17 protein-coding genes and 1 pseudogene are annotated in these 13,941 nt (G+C 64.9%); all 18 read left to right on the forward strand.

Annotation, left to right across the window (positions count from 1 at the left end):
• Position 1: 1 nt before the first annotated feature.
• A pseudogene (gene fliN / locus DEBA_RS11540) lies at positions 2–253 on the forward strand (flagellar motor switch protein FliN); the annotation flags it as partial.
• A gap of 8 nt (positions 254–261) precedes the next feature.
• Positions 262–699: a flagellar biosynthetic protein FliO gene (fliO, locus tag DEBA_RS11545; RefSeq protein ID WP_013259115.1), complete on the forward strand. Its 438-nt coding sequence runs from the start codon at positions 262–264 to the stop codon at positions 697–699.
• Positions 696–1,472 (forward strand): flagellar type III secretion system pore protein FliP, encoded by a 777-nt coding sequence (gene fliP, locus DEBA_RS11550; protein WP_013259116.1) that lies wholly within the window; start codon positions 696–698, stop codon positions 1,470–1,472. The genes fliO and fliP overlap by 4 nt, the downstream gene beginning before the upstream one ends.
• A 10-nt stretch (positions 1,473–1,482) precedes the next feature.
• Positions 1,483–1,752, forward strand: coding sequence for a flagellar biosynthesis protein FliQ (fliQ, locus tag DEBA_RS11555; RefSeq protein ID WP_013259117.1), 270 nt, complete (start codon positions 1,483–1,485; stop codon positions 1,750–1,752).
• A 15-nt stretch (positions 1,753–1,767) separates the two neighbouring features.
• On the forward strand, positions 1,768–2,544 hold the full coding sequence (fliR, locus tag DEBA_RS11560; protein WP_013259118.1) for a flagellar biosynthetic protein FliR: 777 nt from the start codon (positions 1,768–1,770) through the stop codon (positions 2,542–2,544).
• Between the two features lie 4 nt (positions 2,545–2,548).
• Positions 2,549–3,643 (forward strand): flagellar biosynthesis protein FlhB, encoded by a 1,095-nt coding sequence (flhB, locus tag DEBA_RS11565; protein ID WP_013259119.1) that lies wholly within the window; start codon positions 2,549–2,551, stop codon positions 3,641–3,643.
• A gap of 30 nt (positions 3,644–3,673) precedes the next feature.
• Positions 3,674–5,797 (forward strand): flagellar biosynthesis protein FlhA, encoded by a 2,124-nt coding sequence (gene flhA / locus DEBA_RS11570; RefSeq protein ID WP_013259120.1) that lies wholly within the window; start codon positions 3,674–3,676, stop codon positions 5,795–5,797.
• A 55-nt stretch (positions 5,798–5,852) separates the two neighbouring features.
• Positions 5,853–6,953, forward strand: a complete 1,101-nt coding sequence (gene flhF / locus DEBA_RS11575; RefSeq protein WP_013259121.1) for a flagellar biosynthesis protein FlhF — start codon at positions 5,853–5,855, stop codon at positions 6,951–6,953.
• A 117-nt stretch (positions 6,954–7,070) separates the two neighbouring features.
• Entirely contained in the window at positions 7,071–7,937 is an 867-nt protein-coding gene (locus DEBA_RS11580) for a MinD/ParA family protein (protein WP_013259122.1), read from the forward strand.
• Positions 7,938–7,984: 47 nt separating this feature from the next.
• The gene (locus tag DEBA_RS11585) at positions 7,985–8,767 is read left to right on the forward strand and encodes a FliA/WhiG family RNA polymerase sigma factor (RefSeq protein WP_013259123.1); all 783 of its coding nucleotides are present in this window, start codon (positions 7,985–7,987) and stop codon (positions 8,765–8,767) included.
• A 16-nt stretch (positions 8,768–8,783) separates the two neighbouring features.
• A complete protein-coding gene (locus DEBA_RS11590) occupies positions 8,784–9,167 on the forward strand; it encodes a chemotaxis response regulator CheY (RefSeq protein ID WP_013259124.1) in 384 nt (127 codons plus the stop codon).
• A 35-nt stretch (positions 9,168–9,202) separates the two neighbouring features.
• Entirely contained in the window at positions 9,203–9,961 is a 759-nt protein-coding gene (locus DEBA_RS11595; RefSeq protein WP_013259125.1) for a flagellar basal body-associated FliL family protein, read from the forward strand.
• 3 nt (positions 9,962–9,964) lie between these two features.
• Positions 9,965–10,291, forward strand: a complete 327-nt coding sequence (locus tag DEBA_RS11600) for a hypothetical protein (RefSeq protein ID WP_013259126.1) — start codon at positions 9,965–9,967, stop codon at positions 10,289–10,291.
• Positions 10,291–10,776 carry a hypothetical protein gene (locus tag DEBA_RS11605; RefSeq protein ID WP_013259127.1) on the forward strand — a complete coding sequence of 162 codons (486 nt, stop codon included), beginning with the start codon at positions 10,291–10,293 and terminating at the stop codon, positions 10,774–10,776. The genes DEBA_RS11600 and DEBA_RS11605 overlap by 1 nt, the downstream gene beginning before the upstream one ends.
• A 9-nt stretch (positions 10,777–10,785) precedes the next feature.
• Positions 10,786–11,916, forward strand: coding sequence for a flagellar hook-length control protein FliK (locus DEBA_RS11610; protein ID WP_013259128.1), 1,131 nt, complete (start codon positions 10,786–10,788; stop codon positions 11,914–11,916).
• Positions 11,913–12,233, forward strand: coding sequence for an EscU/YscU/HrcU family type III secretion system export apparatus switch protein (locus DEBA_RS11615; protein WP_013259129.1), 321 nt, complete (start codon positions 11,913–11,915; stop codon positions 12,231–12,233). The genes DEBA_RS11610 and DEBA_RS11615 overlap by 4 nt, the downstream gene beginning before the upstream one ends.
• Before the next feature lie 208 nt (positions 12,234–12,441).
• Positions 12,442–13,137 carry a flagellar basal-body rod protein FlgF gene (flgF, locus tag DEBA_RS11620; protein WP_013259130.1) on the forward strand — a complete coding sequence of 232 codons (696 nt, stop codon included), beginning with the start codon at positions 12,442–12,444 and terminating at the stop codon, positions 13,135–13,137.
• A 15-nt stretch (positions 13,138–13,152) separates the two neighbouring features.
• Entirely contained in the window at positions 13,153–13,935 is a 783-nt protein-coding gene (flgG, locus tag DEBA_RS11625) for a flagellar basal-body rod protein FlgG (RefSeq protein ID WP_013259131.1), read from the forward strand.
• Positions 13,936–13,941 lie beyond the last annotated feature (6 nt).

Below are 13,941 nucleotides of genomic sequence, written 5' to 3' on the forward strand. Positions count from 1 at the left end.
CATCGACTTCATCCTCGACATCCCCCTGGAGGTGACCGTCGAACTGGGCCGCACGTCGATGCTGATCAACGACCTGTTGCAACTGGGCCAGGGCTCGGTGGTCGAGTTGAACAAGCTGGCCGGCGAGCCGCTGGAGATCCTGGTCAACCGCAAGCTGATCGCCCGCGGCGAAGTGGTGGTGGTCAACGAAAAGTTCGGCGTGCGCCTGACCGACATCGTCTCGCCCATCGAACGCGTCAAGTCGTTGGGTTAGCCGAGCCGATGGCGCGTTTTTTTGGCATGAGCGCGGCCCTGGCCGGGGCGCTGCTGCTGGCCTGGCCGGCCCTGGCCCAGGAGCCGGCCGCCCCGCCGCCCGAGCTTGACCTGGGCTGGGCCCTGGCCAAGACGGCCGGTGGGCTGGGGGTGGTTTTGGCCCTGATGTGGGGCCTGCTGTGGCTCATGCGTCGTTTCGCGCCCAACGCCGGGGGCGGCGGCGCGGGCTTCCGGCTGGTGGGCCGGCTGTCGTTGGGCCCGCGCAAGTGGCTGGGCCTGGTGGAGTTGGGCGGCCGCCTGCTGGTGCTGGGCGTCAGCGACCAGGGCGTGAGCCTGCTGGAAACCATCGACGACCCCGAGGAAGTGGCCCGCCTGACGCAAAACCGCCAATCTTTCGCCGCCGCGCTGCAAAAAGCCCGTGGCGGCCGGGCCGAGGACAAATCATGATCACCAGCCCGCCGCGACCTTCGGCCCTGGCCGCGCTGACCCTGGCCGTGGCCCTGGCTGGCGCGTCAACGGCCCTGGCCCAGGAGGGCGCGCCGCTGAACCTGCCCTCGATCACCCTGGGCGCGCAAAACGCCGCCTCGCCCGAACAGGTCTCCACGGCTCTGCAAATCGTCATTTTGCTGACGGTGCTGACCCTGGCCCCGGCCATCCTGGTGATGACCACCAGCTTCGTGCGCATCGCGGTGTCATTTTCCCTTTTGCGCAACGCCCTGGGCGCGCCCCAGGTGCCGCCGACCCAGATCATCGTCGGCTTGTCGCTGTTTTTGACGTTTTTCATCATGGCCCCGGTCTTTGATCAGGTCCACGACAAGGCCCTCAAGCCCTACCTCGACGGAGCCATCAGCCAGAGCGCTTTTTTCGAGGAAGCGGCCAAGCCCATGCGCGAGTTCATGCTCAAGCAGACGCGCAAGAAAGACCTGGGCCTGTTCATGAAGATCGCCGGCGAGGACCGCCCGCGCAACGAGCAAGACGTGACCATGAGCGCCCTGGTCCCGGCCTTTGTCATCAGTGAACTGCGCACGGCCTTCGAGATCGGTTTTTTACTTTACGTGCCGTTTCTGGTCATCGACATGGTGGTGGCCTCGGTGTTGTTGTCGATGGGCATGATGATGCTGCCGCCGGTGATGATCTCGCTGCCGTTCAAGCTGATGCTTTTCGTGCTGGTGGACGGCTGGTACCTGCTGGTGGGCTCGCTTGTGCGGTCCTTCGGCTGAAGGAGTGGCCATGAACGTCGATTTCATCATCGGTTTCGCCCGCCAGGGCATGGAGATAACCCTGCTGATGGCCGCGCCGGTGCTGGGCGTGGGCATGGTGGTGGGGCTGTTGGTCAGCATCTTTCAGTCAGTGACCCAAATCCAGGAGATGACCCTGACCTTCGTGCCCAAGATCCTGGCCGTGATGGTGGCGCTGTTGTTTTTCGGGCCGTGGATGTTGGCCAAAATGATGAACTACACCGAGTCGATCATCCAGAACATCCCCACCTACATCAAGTGAGGGTGAGGGGCGGCCGTGTTTTTTTCCGACGCCACCTATCAGCAATGGATGCATTTTCTGCTGATATTGACGCGATGCTCGGCGTTGGTGGCGCTGTTGCCGTTTTTTGGTTCGGCCAACATCCCCGACACGGTCAAGGCCGGCCTGTCGATGGCCTTGGCCGTGTTTTTGCATCCCATCGTCAAGATAGACCCGGCGCTTTTTCCCACGGGCCTGGATTCGTTTTTGATCCTGGCCTTTGGCGAGCTGATGATCGGGGCCATTTTGGGTTTCGCGGTGCGGCTTTTGTTTTCGGCGGTGCAGATCATGGGACACCTGGCCGGCTTTCAGATGGGCTTTTCGGTGGCCAACGTCTTGGACCCCATGGGCGGCGAGCAGGTCTCGGTGATCGGACAATTTTGCTATGTTATCGCGATATTGGTATTTTTCGCGGTGGGCGGCCACCACTGGTTTTTCAGCGCGGCGGCCGAAAGCTTCGCCATCGTCCCGCCGGGCCAGTTCGCCTTCAGCCGCATTTTGTTCGACCAGCTCACGACCATGACCGCCGACATGTTCGAGCTGGCCCTCAAACTTGGCGCGCCGGTCATCGGCGTGCTGCTGGCCGCCGACGTGGCCATGGGCGTGCTGGCCAAGACGGTGCCCCAGATGAACATCCTTATCGTGGGCATGCCGCTCAAGATAGGCGTGGGCCTGTTTTTTCTGGCCCTGACCATGGGCTTCATGATCGTGACCATGGGCGCTTCGTTCAGGGACTTGGGCCCGGTGCTGGGCTCGTTCCTGAAGGCGATGTGAACTGATGGCCGACAATACCGCGCAGGAAAAAACCGAAAAACCGACTCCACGACGGAGGTCCAAGGCCCGCGAAAAGGGCCAGGTGGCCAAAAGCCAGGAGTTGGGCAGCATCGGCGTGTTGTTCGCCGGGCTGATGTGCCTCTACGCCTTTGGCGGCTTTGTCTACGACCAAAGCGCCACGATGATGACGCATATCCTGAGCCGGGCCGCCGAGACGCCCGTCAGCCTGGCCCAGGTGCATAATTTGTCCATCGACCTGATGGGCCATTTTTTGCGAACGCTGGCCCCGTTCATGCTGGCGGTGGTGTTGGCCGGCGTGGCGGTGAACGTGGCCCAGACGGGCTTCATGCTGGCCACCTCGCGCCTGCGGCCCGACCTGAAAAAGATCAATCCCCTCGAAGGCCTGAAGAAATTCGTCTCCATGCGCATGCTGGTCGAGGCCATCAAGAACACGGGAAAGATCTGCGTGGTGGGCCTGGTGGCCTATCTGGTCCTGGCCGACGAACTGCCCAACTTCCCCAACATCGGCAAGCTGGGCGGCCTGACGGCCATGCTCATCTACATCGCCGACGTCTGCCTGCGCATCTTCCTGTGGTCGCTGGCGGCCATGTTCATCCTGGCCATCCTGGATTACGCCTACCAGAAATACCAGTTTGAAAAAGGCCTGAAGATGTCCAAGCAGGAGATCAAGGACGAATTCAAGCAGACCGAGGGCGATCCCCACGTCAAGAGCCGCATCCGTCAGTTGCAGCGCGAGCGGGCCATGAAGCGCATGATGGCCGCCGTGCCCCAAGCCGACGTGGTCATCACCAACCCCACCCACCTGGCCGTGGCCATCTTCTATCAGGCCGGCCAGATGGATGCCCCCGAGGTGGTGGCCAAGGGCCAGAACAAGATCGCCGAACGCATCAAGGCCCTGGCCCAGGAAAACAACGTGCCCATCATCGAGGACAAGCCCCTGGCCCAGGCCCTCTACAAATCGGTGGAGGTGGGCCAGCGCATACCTTTCGAGCTTTTCGGGGCGGTGGCGGCCATCCTGGCCCACGTCTATCGCGAGAAACAGACGCATCAACAGGTGCTCGACGCCATCAAGCAATAACCGGGCAAAGGCCCAGGAAGCGGCGTGGACATGGCCGAAACGGCCAAACAACCAGAGCGCAGATTCCCCTGGCTGCCGGCCATCGACGCCGATAACATCTCCGAAATCGGCCTGGCCATCGGCGTTGTCGGCATTTTGGTGGTGATGCTGCTGCCGCTGCCCACGTTTTTGCTCGACATCATGCTCAGCTTCAATATCACCTTCGGCCTGGTCATCCTGCTCACGGCCCTCTACACCAGGCGCCCGCTGGATTTCTCGGCCTTTCCCTCGGTGCTGCTGATCACCACCCTACTGCGCCTTTCGCTCAACGTCGCCTCCACCCGCCTGATCCTGCTGCACGGCGACGAGGGCTTCGACGCCGCCGGCAAGGTCATCGAGGCCTTTGGCCAGTTCGTCATCGGCGGCAACTACGTCGTGGGCCTGGTGGTGTTTCTGATCCTGGTCATCATCAACTTCATGGTCATCACCAAGGGCTCCGAGCGCATCGCCGAAGTGGCCGCCCGCTTCACCCTCGACGCCATGCCCGGCAAGCAGATGGCCATCGACGCCGACCTGAACGCCGGGCTCATCGACGAATCCGAGGCCAAGAATCGCCGCTCCGAGATCCGCCGCGAGGCCGACTTCTATGGCTCGATGGACGGCGCGGCCAAGTTCGTCAAGGGCGACGCCATCGCCGGCATCATCATCACCATGATCAACATCCTCGGCGGCCTGCTCATCGGCACGCTCCAGCAGGACATGCCTTTTGCCGAAGCCGCGGCCACCTACACCGTGCTCACCGTCGGCGACGGTCTGGTCAGCCAGATTCCGGCCCTGATCATCTCCACCAGCGCCGGCATCATCGTCAGCCGCGCCGCCGGCGACATGACCCTGGGCAAGGAGTTCACGCGCCAGTTCAGCATGCAGCCCCAGGCCCTGGCCATCGCCGGCGGATTGATCTTCGCCTTCGGCCTGGTGCCGGGCCTGCCGCATTTTTCGTTCATGGTGCTGGGCCTTAGCGTGGGCGGTCTGGCCTTCGTGCTGATGCGCGCCCAGAAACAAGCCGCCCTGGCCGCCAGCGAAAAGGCGCGTCACGCCGCCCAAAAGGCCGCCGCGCCGCCACCGCCCGGGCCCGAGCAGGTCGAGGCCCTGCTGCCGCTGGACCTGATGGAGCTGGAAGTGGGCTATGGCCTGATCCCCTTGGTCGACGAGGCCCAGGACGGCGACCTGCTGGAGCGCATCCGCAGCATCCGCCAGCAACTGGCCCTGGAAATGGGCATCGTCGTGCCGCCGCTGCACGTGCGCGACAACCTGCAACTCAAGCCCGGCGGCTACGCCATCCTGCTCAAGGGCAACGAGGTGGCCTCGGCCGAGCTGATGATCGACTACCTCCTGGCCATGGACCCCGGCGACGCCAAGCGCCAGATCGACGGCATCCCCACCCGTGAGCCGGCCTTCAACCTGCCGGCCCTGTGGATTCCCAGCCAGCGCCGCGAGGAGGCCCAGTTCGCCGGCTATCAGGTGGTCGACCCGGCCACGGTCATCGCCACCCACCTCACCGAGGTCATCCGCAACCACTCGGGCGAGTTGCTGGGCCGCCAGGAAGTGGCCCGCCTGCTGGAAAACCTGGCCAAAAGCGCGCCAACGGTGGTCGAGGAACTGCGCAAGGTGATGAACCTGGGCCAGATGCAAAAGGTGCTGCAGTACCTGCTGCGCGAACGGGTCAGCGTGCGCGACCTGCTGACCATCGCCGAAACCCTGGCCGACTACGGCGCGTTGACCAAGGACGCCGAGGTGCTCACCGAGTATTGCCGTCAGCGCCTGGCCCGGGGCATCCTCAAGTCCATCACCGGGGCCGGCTCGGGCGAGTTGCACGTGCTGACCCTGGACCCGTCGGTGGAAGACGTCATCACCGGCGCCCTGCAGCAGACCGACCACGGGGCCTATCTCTCGCTGGACCCCGGCTCGGTGCAAAAGATCATCGCGGTCACGCAAAAGGAGTTGGACAAGTTCGGCGCTTTGACCCAGCCGCCGGTGGTGCTATGCTCTCCCGTCGTGCGGCGGCACTTCCGGCGGGTGGTCGAGCGCTTCGTGCCGACCCTGGCCGTGCTCAGCCACAGCGAATTGGTCAGCGACCTGACCGTGCGCACGGTGGGCAATATCGCCATCAAATGACGCGACATAACGAGTCAAGAGGGTTTTTCATGATCGGACAACGGGAGCGCGCAGCTTGCGCATAAGGCATTTCACGGCCCCCGACATGGCCCAGGCCATGCGCCTGGTGCGCCAGGAGTTGGGCCCCGAAGCGGTGATCCTTTCCACCGGCAAGGTCAGCGGCGGGGTGGAGATCGCCGCGGCGGTGGAGACCGACCCCATCCGGCCGGCCGAGCCCACGCCGGCGCCCCGCGCGACGGCCGCCCCCGATGACGCCACGGCCGGCGGCGACGCGCTGGAGGAACTGGCCCGCCAGGTGGAAGGCCTGCGCCGCCAGCTTTCACGGCATATGCTGGCCAGCGACCTGGGCGCGGAGAACGCCGCCCGGCCCGAGTTGGCCGCCATCTATCGCCACCTGCGCGGCCAAGAGCTGGACCCGCTGATCATCGAGGCCCTGCTGGAGGGCCTCGGCGCGCCCCAGGGCGCGGGTTTGCTGCCGATGTTGGCCATCCGCCTGAAAAAAATGCTGCGCGTGGCCCCCGAACCACGCTTCGGCGGCGGTCAGGCCAAGGTCTGGGCCCTGGTCGGTCCCACCGGCGTGGGCAAGACCACCACCGTGGCCAAGCTGGCGGCGTCTTTCGCCATGAAGGCCGGCCTGCGCGTGGGCCTGGTGACCCTGGACACCTTCCGCATCGCCGCCGCCGAGCAGCTCAAGGTCTATGGCCGGATCATGGACTTACCCACGGTGGTGGTGGGCGGGGCCAAGGAATATCAACGCGCCGTGGAGGAGCTATCCGGGCTGGATTTGATCTTGGTCGACACCGTGGGCCGCGCGCCCGGCGACGCCGACAATCTGGCCGAGTTGCGCTCAATCCTCTCGGCCCACCCGCAGACGGAGCGCCACCTGGTCCTGGCCTGCCCCACCCGCGACGCCGATCAGAAGCGCATCATTGAAGGCTTCGCCCTGTTCGAACCCAAGAGCCTGGTCTTCACCAAATTGGACGAGACATCGGTCTACGGGCCGATTCTCAACCAGGTGGCGCGGGCCAAACTGCCGGTGAGCTACCTCACCACCGGCCAACGCGTGCCCGACGACATGGAGCAGGCCACGCTGGACGGCCTGGCTCGGCGGCTTTTACCGCCCCGCCGCGAGCAAACATGGCCGGCGGTGTGTTAATGAGCCTGCCCGCGAAACGAAAAACAGCTACAATTGGTCGACCTGGATCGGCCATTGGCCCATTCGCGAATCGGACCGGCCCAGGATGGCGCCGTCCGCAACCCGCTAGGAGCATCGATGGATCAAGCCACTTCTCTTAGACGCATGGCCGAAAGGCCGCGCCAAGGAGCGTCCTCCGCGCCGCCGCTGCGCACCATGGCCATCACCAGCGGCAAGGGCGGGGTCGGCAAGACCAACATCACCGTCAACCTGGCCCTGTGCCTGGCCCGCCTGGGGCGCAAGGTGCTGATCATCGACGCCGACCTGGGCCTGGCCAACGTGGATATCGTCCTGGGGCTCAACCCCCAATACACCATCCGCGACGTCATCCACGGCGACAAGACCCTCGACGAGGTGATCCTCGAAGGGCCTGGCGGCGTGCAGATCCTGCCGGCCACCAGCGGCGTGGCCGAGATGACCAGCCTGACCAAGGACGAGAAGATGATGCTGTTGCAGGTCTTCGACTCCTATCAGTTGCGCGCCGACACCGTGATCATCGACACCGCCGCCGGCATCAACGACACGGTGCTCTATTTCAACTCGGCGGCCCAGGAGCGCATCGTCGTGGCCACCGGCGAGCCGACAAGCCTCACCGACGCCTACGCGCTGATCAAGGTCATGTACACGACGTATCAGGAAAAACGCTTTCGGCTGCTGGTCAACAACGTCAAGGACGCCGCCGAGGCCAAACAGGTTTACCGCAAGCTGGCCGCCGCCGCCGATCACTTCCTCGACGGCCTGGCCATCGATTACGTGGGGCACCTGCCCACCGACCTGGCCGTGCACAAGGCCGTGATGCAGCAGAGGCCCGTGGTCGAGGCCTTCCCCACGGCCGAGATCTCGCGGGCCTTCGCCGGCCTGGCCAAGGAGATGCTCGAGCGGCCCTCCCAGGAGACCGACGGCAACATCAAGTTCTTCTGGCGCAGACTGGTGGCCATGTCGTAGACTTTCTAGCAAACTACGTAACCAAACGGGAGAAAGACGCTTTTTCGATGACCTACGGCAAGGCGGATTATCTTGGCGAAGGCGCGGCCCGGCAGAACAAGGCCGGTTTCAGCGCCGCCGAGCGGGAGCGGCTCATCCTGGAGTACGCGCCGATGATCCGCTACGTGGCTGGCCGCATCGCCATGCGCCTGCCCGCCCACGTGTCCATGGAGGATCTGATCGGGGCCGGCGTGCTGGGGCTCATCGACGCCGTAGACAAGTTCGACCCCGAAAAGAACGTCAAATTCAAGACCTACGCCGAGTTTCGCGTGCGCGGGGCCATCCTCGACGAGCTGCGGGCCATGGATTGGGTGCCGCGCAGCGTGCGCAAGAAAAGCTCCGACCTCGAAGACGCCATCGGCCGGCTGCAAAATCGCCTGGGCCGGCCGGCCGAGGACGAGGAGATCGCCCAAGAGCTGGGCATTGGTCTTGACGATTTACACCGCCTGCTCGACGAAGTAAGTGGCGTGAATCTGCTCAGCCTGGACGACGCCGACTCGCCGCTGGGCAACCTGGACTCTGAACAGGTCATGGAGGCCATGGGCCGCGAGGGGTTGGAAGACCCTCTGGTCATGCTTGGCCTGGTGGAGCTGCGCAGGGTCATCGCCTCGGCCATCGAAGGCCTGCCCGAAAAAGAAAAACTGGTGGTATCATTGTATTACTACGATGAATTAACCATGAGGGAAATCGGCGAGGTCTTGGGCTACACCGAATCCCGCATCAGCCAGATGCACACCAAGGCCATCCTGCGGTTGCGCGCCCGGCTGCGGGATTTCGGCGGATCCAGATGACGCCAGGAGACTGTAGATGCCAAACTTCGACACCAAGATGAAGATCCTAGTGGTCGACGATTTTTCCACCATGCGCCGCATCGTCAAAAACATTCTGCGCCAGTTGGGCTTCGACAACATCGTCGAGGCCGAGGACGGCGAGGCGGCCAAGGCCAAGCTGGAGACCGAGCGCATCGATTTCGTCATCAGCGACTGGAACATGCCCAAGATGAGCGGCCTGGAGCTGCTCAAGTGGGTGCGCAGCCACGACGAGTTCAAGGACATGCCCTTTTTGATGGTCACCGCCGAAGCGCAAAAGGAAAACGTGCTGGAGGCGGTCAAGGCCAAGGTTAGCAACTACATCGTCAAGCCCTTCACGGCCGAGACGTTGAGCGACAAAATAGAAAAGATATTCAGCTGACCAGCGAAGAGCGCTGAGCGTCGGCGAGGTTGGCGGTGGCCCAGCAGCAGACCAAATCGCCGCCGGCGGCCGTCGAAGGCCTGAACGAGGCCTTTGACGAGTCGATCCTGGCCGAGATCGAGCAGCGCCTGGAGGGCGGCGACGACCAGTTCGACGAGTCCATCGCCGTCGGCGACAAAGTCGAACTCGACCGGGTCGATCTGCCCCTGGACGGCTTTCTGCCCGAAGGCCCCAAGCTGGAATCCGGCGAGATCGAGATCGACCTGGCCGACTCCGGCCACCTGGCGGGCTCCACGCCCGGCCCGGAGGAAGAACCCCAGCCGCCCAGCAAGCTGAAAAGGCTCTTGCTGGCGGTGGGCTCACTGGTGCTGGTGGTGGCCATCGCCGGCGGCACGGGCTTTTGGTTTTCGCGCCAAGAGGCCCAAAAGCTGCCCGACGCCGAATCGTTGCCGCCGTGGATGGTCCGCCAGGCCATGCCCTCGGTGGAAGACGAACTGATGCTGGGCCTGGAGCCGTTCATCGTGCCGCTCCTGGACACCAAGCAGGGCCAGATTCTGCGGGTGGTGGTCACGCTGGAGAGCATGGATGGCCTGAGCAAGTCGTCGCTCATCGAAAAGAATCTTGACGTGCGTGACGTCATCTATCGCGCCCTGCGCGACCGGCCGGCCAGCGAGTTGCAGAAGGCCAACCAAAACCGCCTGTTGCAGGCCCAGATCAAGGCCGAGCTAAACCATGCCCTGGGCCGGGAATGGGTGCATAAAGTTTATTTCTCACAGTTCCTCATTTCGGGATAGGCCATGTCCACCCTGGCGCCAAACATCCCCCTGGTGATCCAGCAGGCCGGCGACGTCAGCCGAATCCAGGACGTCACCCAGCGCACGGGCGAGTTGCAGCAATCCGCCGCCGCCGCCGAGGTGCAGCGCGAGCGTCAGGCCGCCGCCCGCCAAGTCCAGGGTAGCCCGGCCGCCCAGACGCAAAACCGCCTGCGGCCGCGCCAACGCGGCGAAAACAGCCCCGACGGCGAGGGCCCCTCCGGCCGGCGACGCCAGACCAGCGACGCCCAGGCCGAGCCCGGCCTCGACCCGGAGCGCGAGGGCGGCGGCGTGGTCGACGTGGTGGTCTGATGGATTGGCTGTGGTGGGCCCAGATGGCCGCCGACGCCCTGCTGGTGGCCGCGGTGGCCCTGCTGCTTTTCAGGCTGCGCGGCCAAACGGGGCGGCAAGGCGACGGTCAGGCCGACGACTTGGGCAAATTTATTAACGAAGCTGGGCAGTTGAGCCAAGAATTCGATCGCCTGCTGGCCGAAAAACGCGACCTCGTCAACACCACCCTGGCCAGCCTCGATCAGCGCATCCAGGCCATCGAAGCCATGCTCGACCAGGCTCGCCAGGCCGCCCAGCGCCTGGAGCGGGCCCAAAGCGCCGCCGCCCCGCCGGCGATCACCAAAGCGCCGCCGCCCATCGCCGCCAGCGGCAGCGCCAATGACTTTCGGCGCAAGGTCGAGGAACTGCACCGCATGGGCCGCACCGCCGAACAGATCGCCCAGGCCACCGGACGCCCCCGTGGCGAGGTCGATCTGGCCCTGGGGCTTTTGGCCGGCGAAGGCTAGGCCCGCGTCATGAAGCCAGCTCCGCCCGGCGTCACGGCCAAGGAACCGACGGCTCAACCAGGCCGCCCCACCGGCGACGAAGGCCCCACCTTGTGGCCCGGCCGGGCGGTCAAGGCTACGGTGTTGCAGGCCGCGGCCAACGGCCGAGTCGTGGTGCGCATCGCCGGCCAGGCCCTCGTCGCCGAAAGCGACCTACCCCTGCGCCCCGGCCAGAACCTGGAGTTGATCGTCGAACAGGCCTCGCCACGCCTGGTGCTGGCCCTGGCCGACAGGCAACACGTGGCCCCATCCGACGCCCGCCGAGCCATGGGCGAGCTTTTGGCCGGCAGCCAGCGCCTGGCCCGCCAGTTGGAAACGCTGTTAAAAATCGACTTCACCGCGCGCCCCCTGGCCGACAAAGACACCCAAAAGGCCGCCGTCGGCCTGCAAGAGGCCGCGCGGGCCGTGATCATCGACCGTCAAAAGGCCGCCGAACCGGCCTTGATCCGCCAGAGCCTGGCCGCCTTGGCCGCCAAAGGCGGCCTCAGCCGCGAGGCCAATCTGGCCAAGGCCCGGCCCGAGGCCCTGGTCGGCGACGATCTGCGCAGTATGGCCCAGCGCTTTCTGGCCCGCCTGCCGCTCGTCTCCGACCAGATCGCCCAGCAAGACCCGGAGCGCGCCGCCGAGTTGGGCCGTTTCGCCGAGGCGGCCAAGGGCCTGGCCACGACGCTGGAGGCCAACCAACGCCTAAACGCCCAGATTTTGCCCGAGCAATCACTTTTGGTGCTGCTGCTGCCGCTGGTGCTGGGCGGGCCCGCCGATCAGGGCCAGTTGCTGCTGGAGCCGCCGCCCGGCGACGAAAACGAACGCCGCCAGCGCCCCACGCGCCTGGCCTTTTTCCTGCGCCTGGAGGCCCTGGGGCCAGTGGTGGTCGAGGCCCTGGCCCAACCCGGCGCGGTGCAAGCCGACTTTCTGCTGGACAGCGAACCCAAGGCCGCCATGGTGCGCGGCATGCTGCCCCAGTTGGCTCAGGCCCTGGAGGCGGCCGGTTTCACGGCCCAGCTCGCGGCCGCCGCCCGCCCGGCCGACGACCTGGAGGCCCAAGCGCCCCTGGCCCGCTTGATCGGACGGGAAGGCCAATATCTCTCGGTGACGGTATGAGCGACGACGGCAAGAAAAGCGCCCCGGCGGCCATCAAAAAAGCCGTGGCCCTGCGCTATGGCCCCGAGGGCCACGAAACCACCGGCGCGGTGGCGGCCAAGGGCCGGCTGCGCCTGGCCGAGCGCATCATCGAACTGGCCCGCCAGCACGGCGTGCCCATCAAACAGGACCCGGACCTCGTCGAAATCTTGGCGCGGCTGGATATCGACGAGGAGATTCCACCCGAGCTTTACGTGGTGGCCGCCGAGATTCTGGCCTTTGTCCATCGGGCCAACGAGGCCTGGCGGCTGGGCGCTGGCAACGAAGAAACCAAATAGGCAATATCTTCCTTGCTCGGCCACGCGAGGCCGGCGCGCCAAAAATCCGACGCCTCGTCAACGGCTCACCTGGCCGGCATTGATCGCGATTTCCAAGTAATTAAAGAGTATTATCCGCGCGCGCCATCTATCTGGCGGCGCTGGGCGTTCTGGCACGGCAGTTGCAACATAACCAGACGAACCCAGGCCACCCGAACGAGGGGCGCAAATGTTTTACGACCAAGGACTAGCCGACGCCGCCTGCGGCAGCCTGATGCAGATCAGGCACATGGACGTGACGGCCAACAACCTGGCCAACGTCTCCACCACCGGCTTCAAGGGCGACCGCCTTATTTTTGACGACATGCTCTCGCGGGAGATGCAGGTCGACTTCAGCCAGGGCTCGCTGCAGGAGACGGGCAACCCCCTGGACGTAGCCCTGTCCGGCGACGGCTTTTTCATGATCCGCACCCCCGGCGGCGACCGCTTGACCCGTAGCGGCGCATTCAAGATGGACGCCAACGGCGCGTTGGTCACCTCCGAGGGCCACGCCGTTTTGGATAGCGCCGGCCAGCCGGTGACGCTCAACCCTTCCGGCGGCCAGGTCTTTATCGACAGCGAAGGCAATGTCTCCCAGGACGGAGCCCAGGTGGCCACTTTGGCCGTGGTGGAGGTGCAAAACAAGGCCGCCTTGCAAAAGGACGGCCGCACCGCCTTCAGCGGGGCCGACGGCCAGCTTCCTCCCACCGCGCCGGCCGCCGACGTGGTGGTCAACCAGGGCTCGCTGGAGATGAGCAACGTCACCGTGGTCGACCAGATGGTCAACATGATCACCGCCCAGCGGGCCTTCGAGTCTTATCAAAAGGCCGTGCATTCATTGCAGGAAATCGACCAAAAGGCCGTCAGTCAGGTCGGCAAGGTCTAGCGGAGGATATAAGCCATGATGAGGAGCCTTTACACCGCGGCCACCGGCATGACCGCCCAGCAGCTCAACCTGGACGTCATTTCCAACAACCTGGCCAACGTCAACACCACCGGCTTCAAGAAAAGCCGCGCCGACTTCGAAGACCTGATGTATCAGACCCTGCGCCAGCCCGGCGCCCAGCAGGCCGGCGGCCAGATGATCCCCACCGGCAAGCAGGTGGGCATGGGCGTGCGGCCGGTGGCCATCCAGAAGATCTGGAGCCAAGGCGATTACCAGCAGACCGACAACCAGCTCGACGTGGCTATCGAGGGTCAGGGTTTTTTCCGCATCCAAAAAGACAACGAAGACGTCTACACCCGTGACGGTTCGTTCAAGCTCAACAACAACCGCGACATCGTCGACAGCAACGGCAACCTGTTGGTGCCCCAGATGACCGTGCCCGAAAACGCCACCAGCGTGGTCATCGACCCCAACGGCCTGGTCACGGCCCTGACCGCCGACGACGAGGCGGTCGAACTGGGCCGCATTCAGCTCTACACCTTCCCCAACCCCTCGGGCCTGATGGCCATCGGCCGCAACTATTTCCGCGAATCGCCGGCCTCGGGCGTGGCCGTGCCCGGCGACCCCGGCGCCGACCAGTTCGGCACCCTGGCCCAGGGCTTTCTGGAGATGAGCAACGTCAGCGTGGTCGACGAGATGGTCAACATGATCGTGGCCCAACGGGCCTACGAGGCCAACTCCAAGTCCATCACCACCTCCGACCAGATGCTGCAAACGGCCAACCAGGTCAAGCGCTAGGGAGGG

The organism is Desulfarculus baarsii DSM 2075 (assembly GCF_000143965.1).
In the GTDB taxonomy this organism is placed as follows: domain Bacteria; phylum Desulfobacterota; class Desulfarculia; order Desulfarculales; family Desulfarculaceae; genus Desulfarculus; species Desulfarculus baarsii.

Excerpts from the sequence above, each read along its gene's own strand:
- flgF (WP_013259130.1), top strand. The coding sequence starts at position 12,442 with ATGTTTTACGACCAAGGACTAGCCGACGCCGCCTGCGGCAGCCTGATG.
- DEBA_RS11590 (WP_013259124.1), top strand. The coding sequence starts at position 8,784 with ATGCCAAACTTCGACACCAAGATGAAGATCCTAGTGGTCGACGATTTT.
- DEBA_RS11605 (WP_013259127.1), top strand. The coding sequence starts at position 10,291 with ATGGATTGGCTGTGGTGGGCCCAGATGGCCGCCGACGCCCTGCTGGTG.
- fliO (WP_013259115.1), top strand. The coding sequence starts at position 262 with ATGGCGCGTTTTTTTGGCATGAGCGCGGCCCTGGCCGGGGCGCTGCTG.
- DEBA_RS11585 (WP_013259123.1), top strand. The coding sequence starts at position 7,985 with ATGACCTACGGCAAGGCGGATTATCTTGGCGAAGGCGCGGCCCGGCAG.
- DEBA_RS11610 (WP_013259128.1), top strand. The coding sequence starts at position 10,786 with ATGAAGCCAGCTCCGCCCGGCGTCACGGCCAAGGAACCGACGGCTCAA.
- flhB (WP_013259119.1), top strand. The coding sequence starts at position 2,549 with ATGGCCGACAATACCGCGCAGGAAAAAACCGAAAAACCGACTCCACGA.
- fliP (WP_013259116.1), top strand. The coding sequence starts at position 696 with ATGATCACCAGCCCGCCGCGACCTTCGGCCCTGGCCGCGCTGACCCTG.
- DEBA_RS11580 (WP_013259122.1), top strand. The coding sequence starts at position 7,071 with ATGGATCAAGCCACTTCTCTTAGACGCATGGCCGAAAGGCCGCGCCAA.
- flhA (WP_013259120.1), top strand. The coding sequence starts at position 3,674 with ATGGCCGAAACGGCCAAACAACCAGAGCGCAGATTCCCCTGGCTGCCG.
- flgG (WP_013259131.1), top strand. The coding sequence starts at position 13,153 with ATGATGAGGAGCCTTTACACCGCGGCCACCGGCATGACCGCCCAGCAG.
- DEBA_RS11615 (WP_013259129.1), top strand. The coding sequence starts at position 11,913 with ATGAGCGACGACGGCAAGAAAAGCGCCCCGGCGGCCATCAAAAAAGCC.
- DEBA_RS11600 (WP_013259126.1), top strand. The coding sequence starts at position 9,965 with ATGTCCACCCTGGCGCCAAACATCCCCCTGGTGATCCAGCAGGCCGGC.
- fliQ (WP_013259117.1), top strand. The coding sequence starts at position 1,483 with ATGAACGTCGATTTCATCATCGGTTTCGCCCGCCAGGGCATGGAGATA.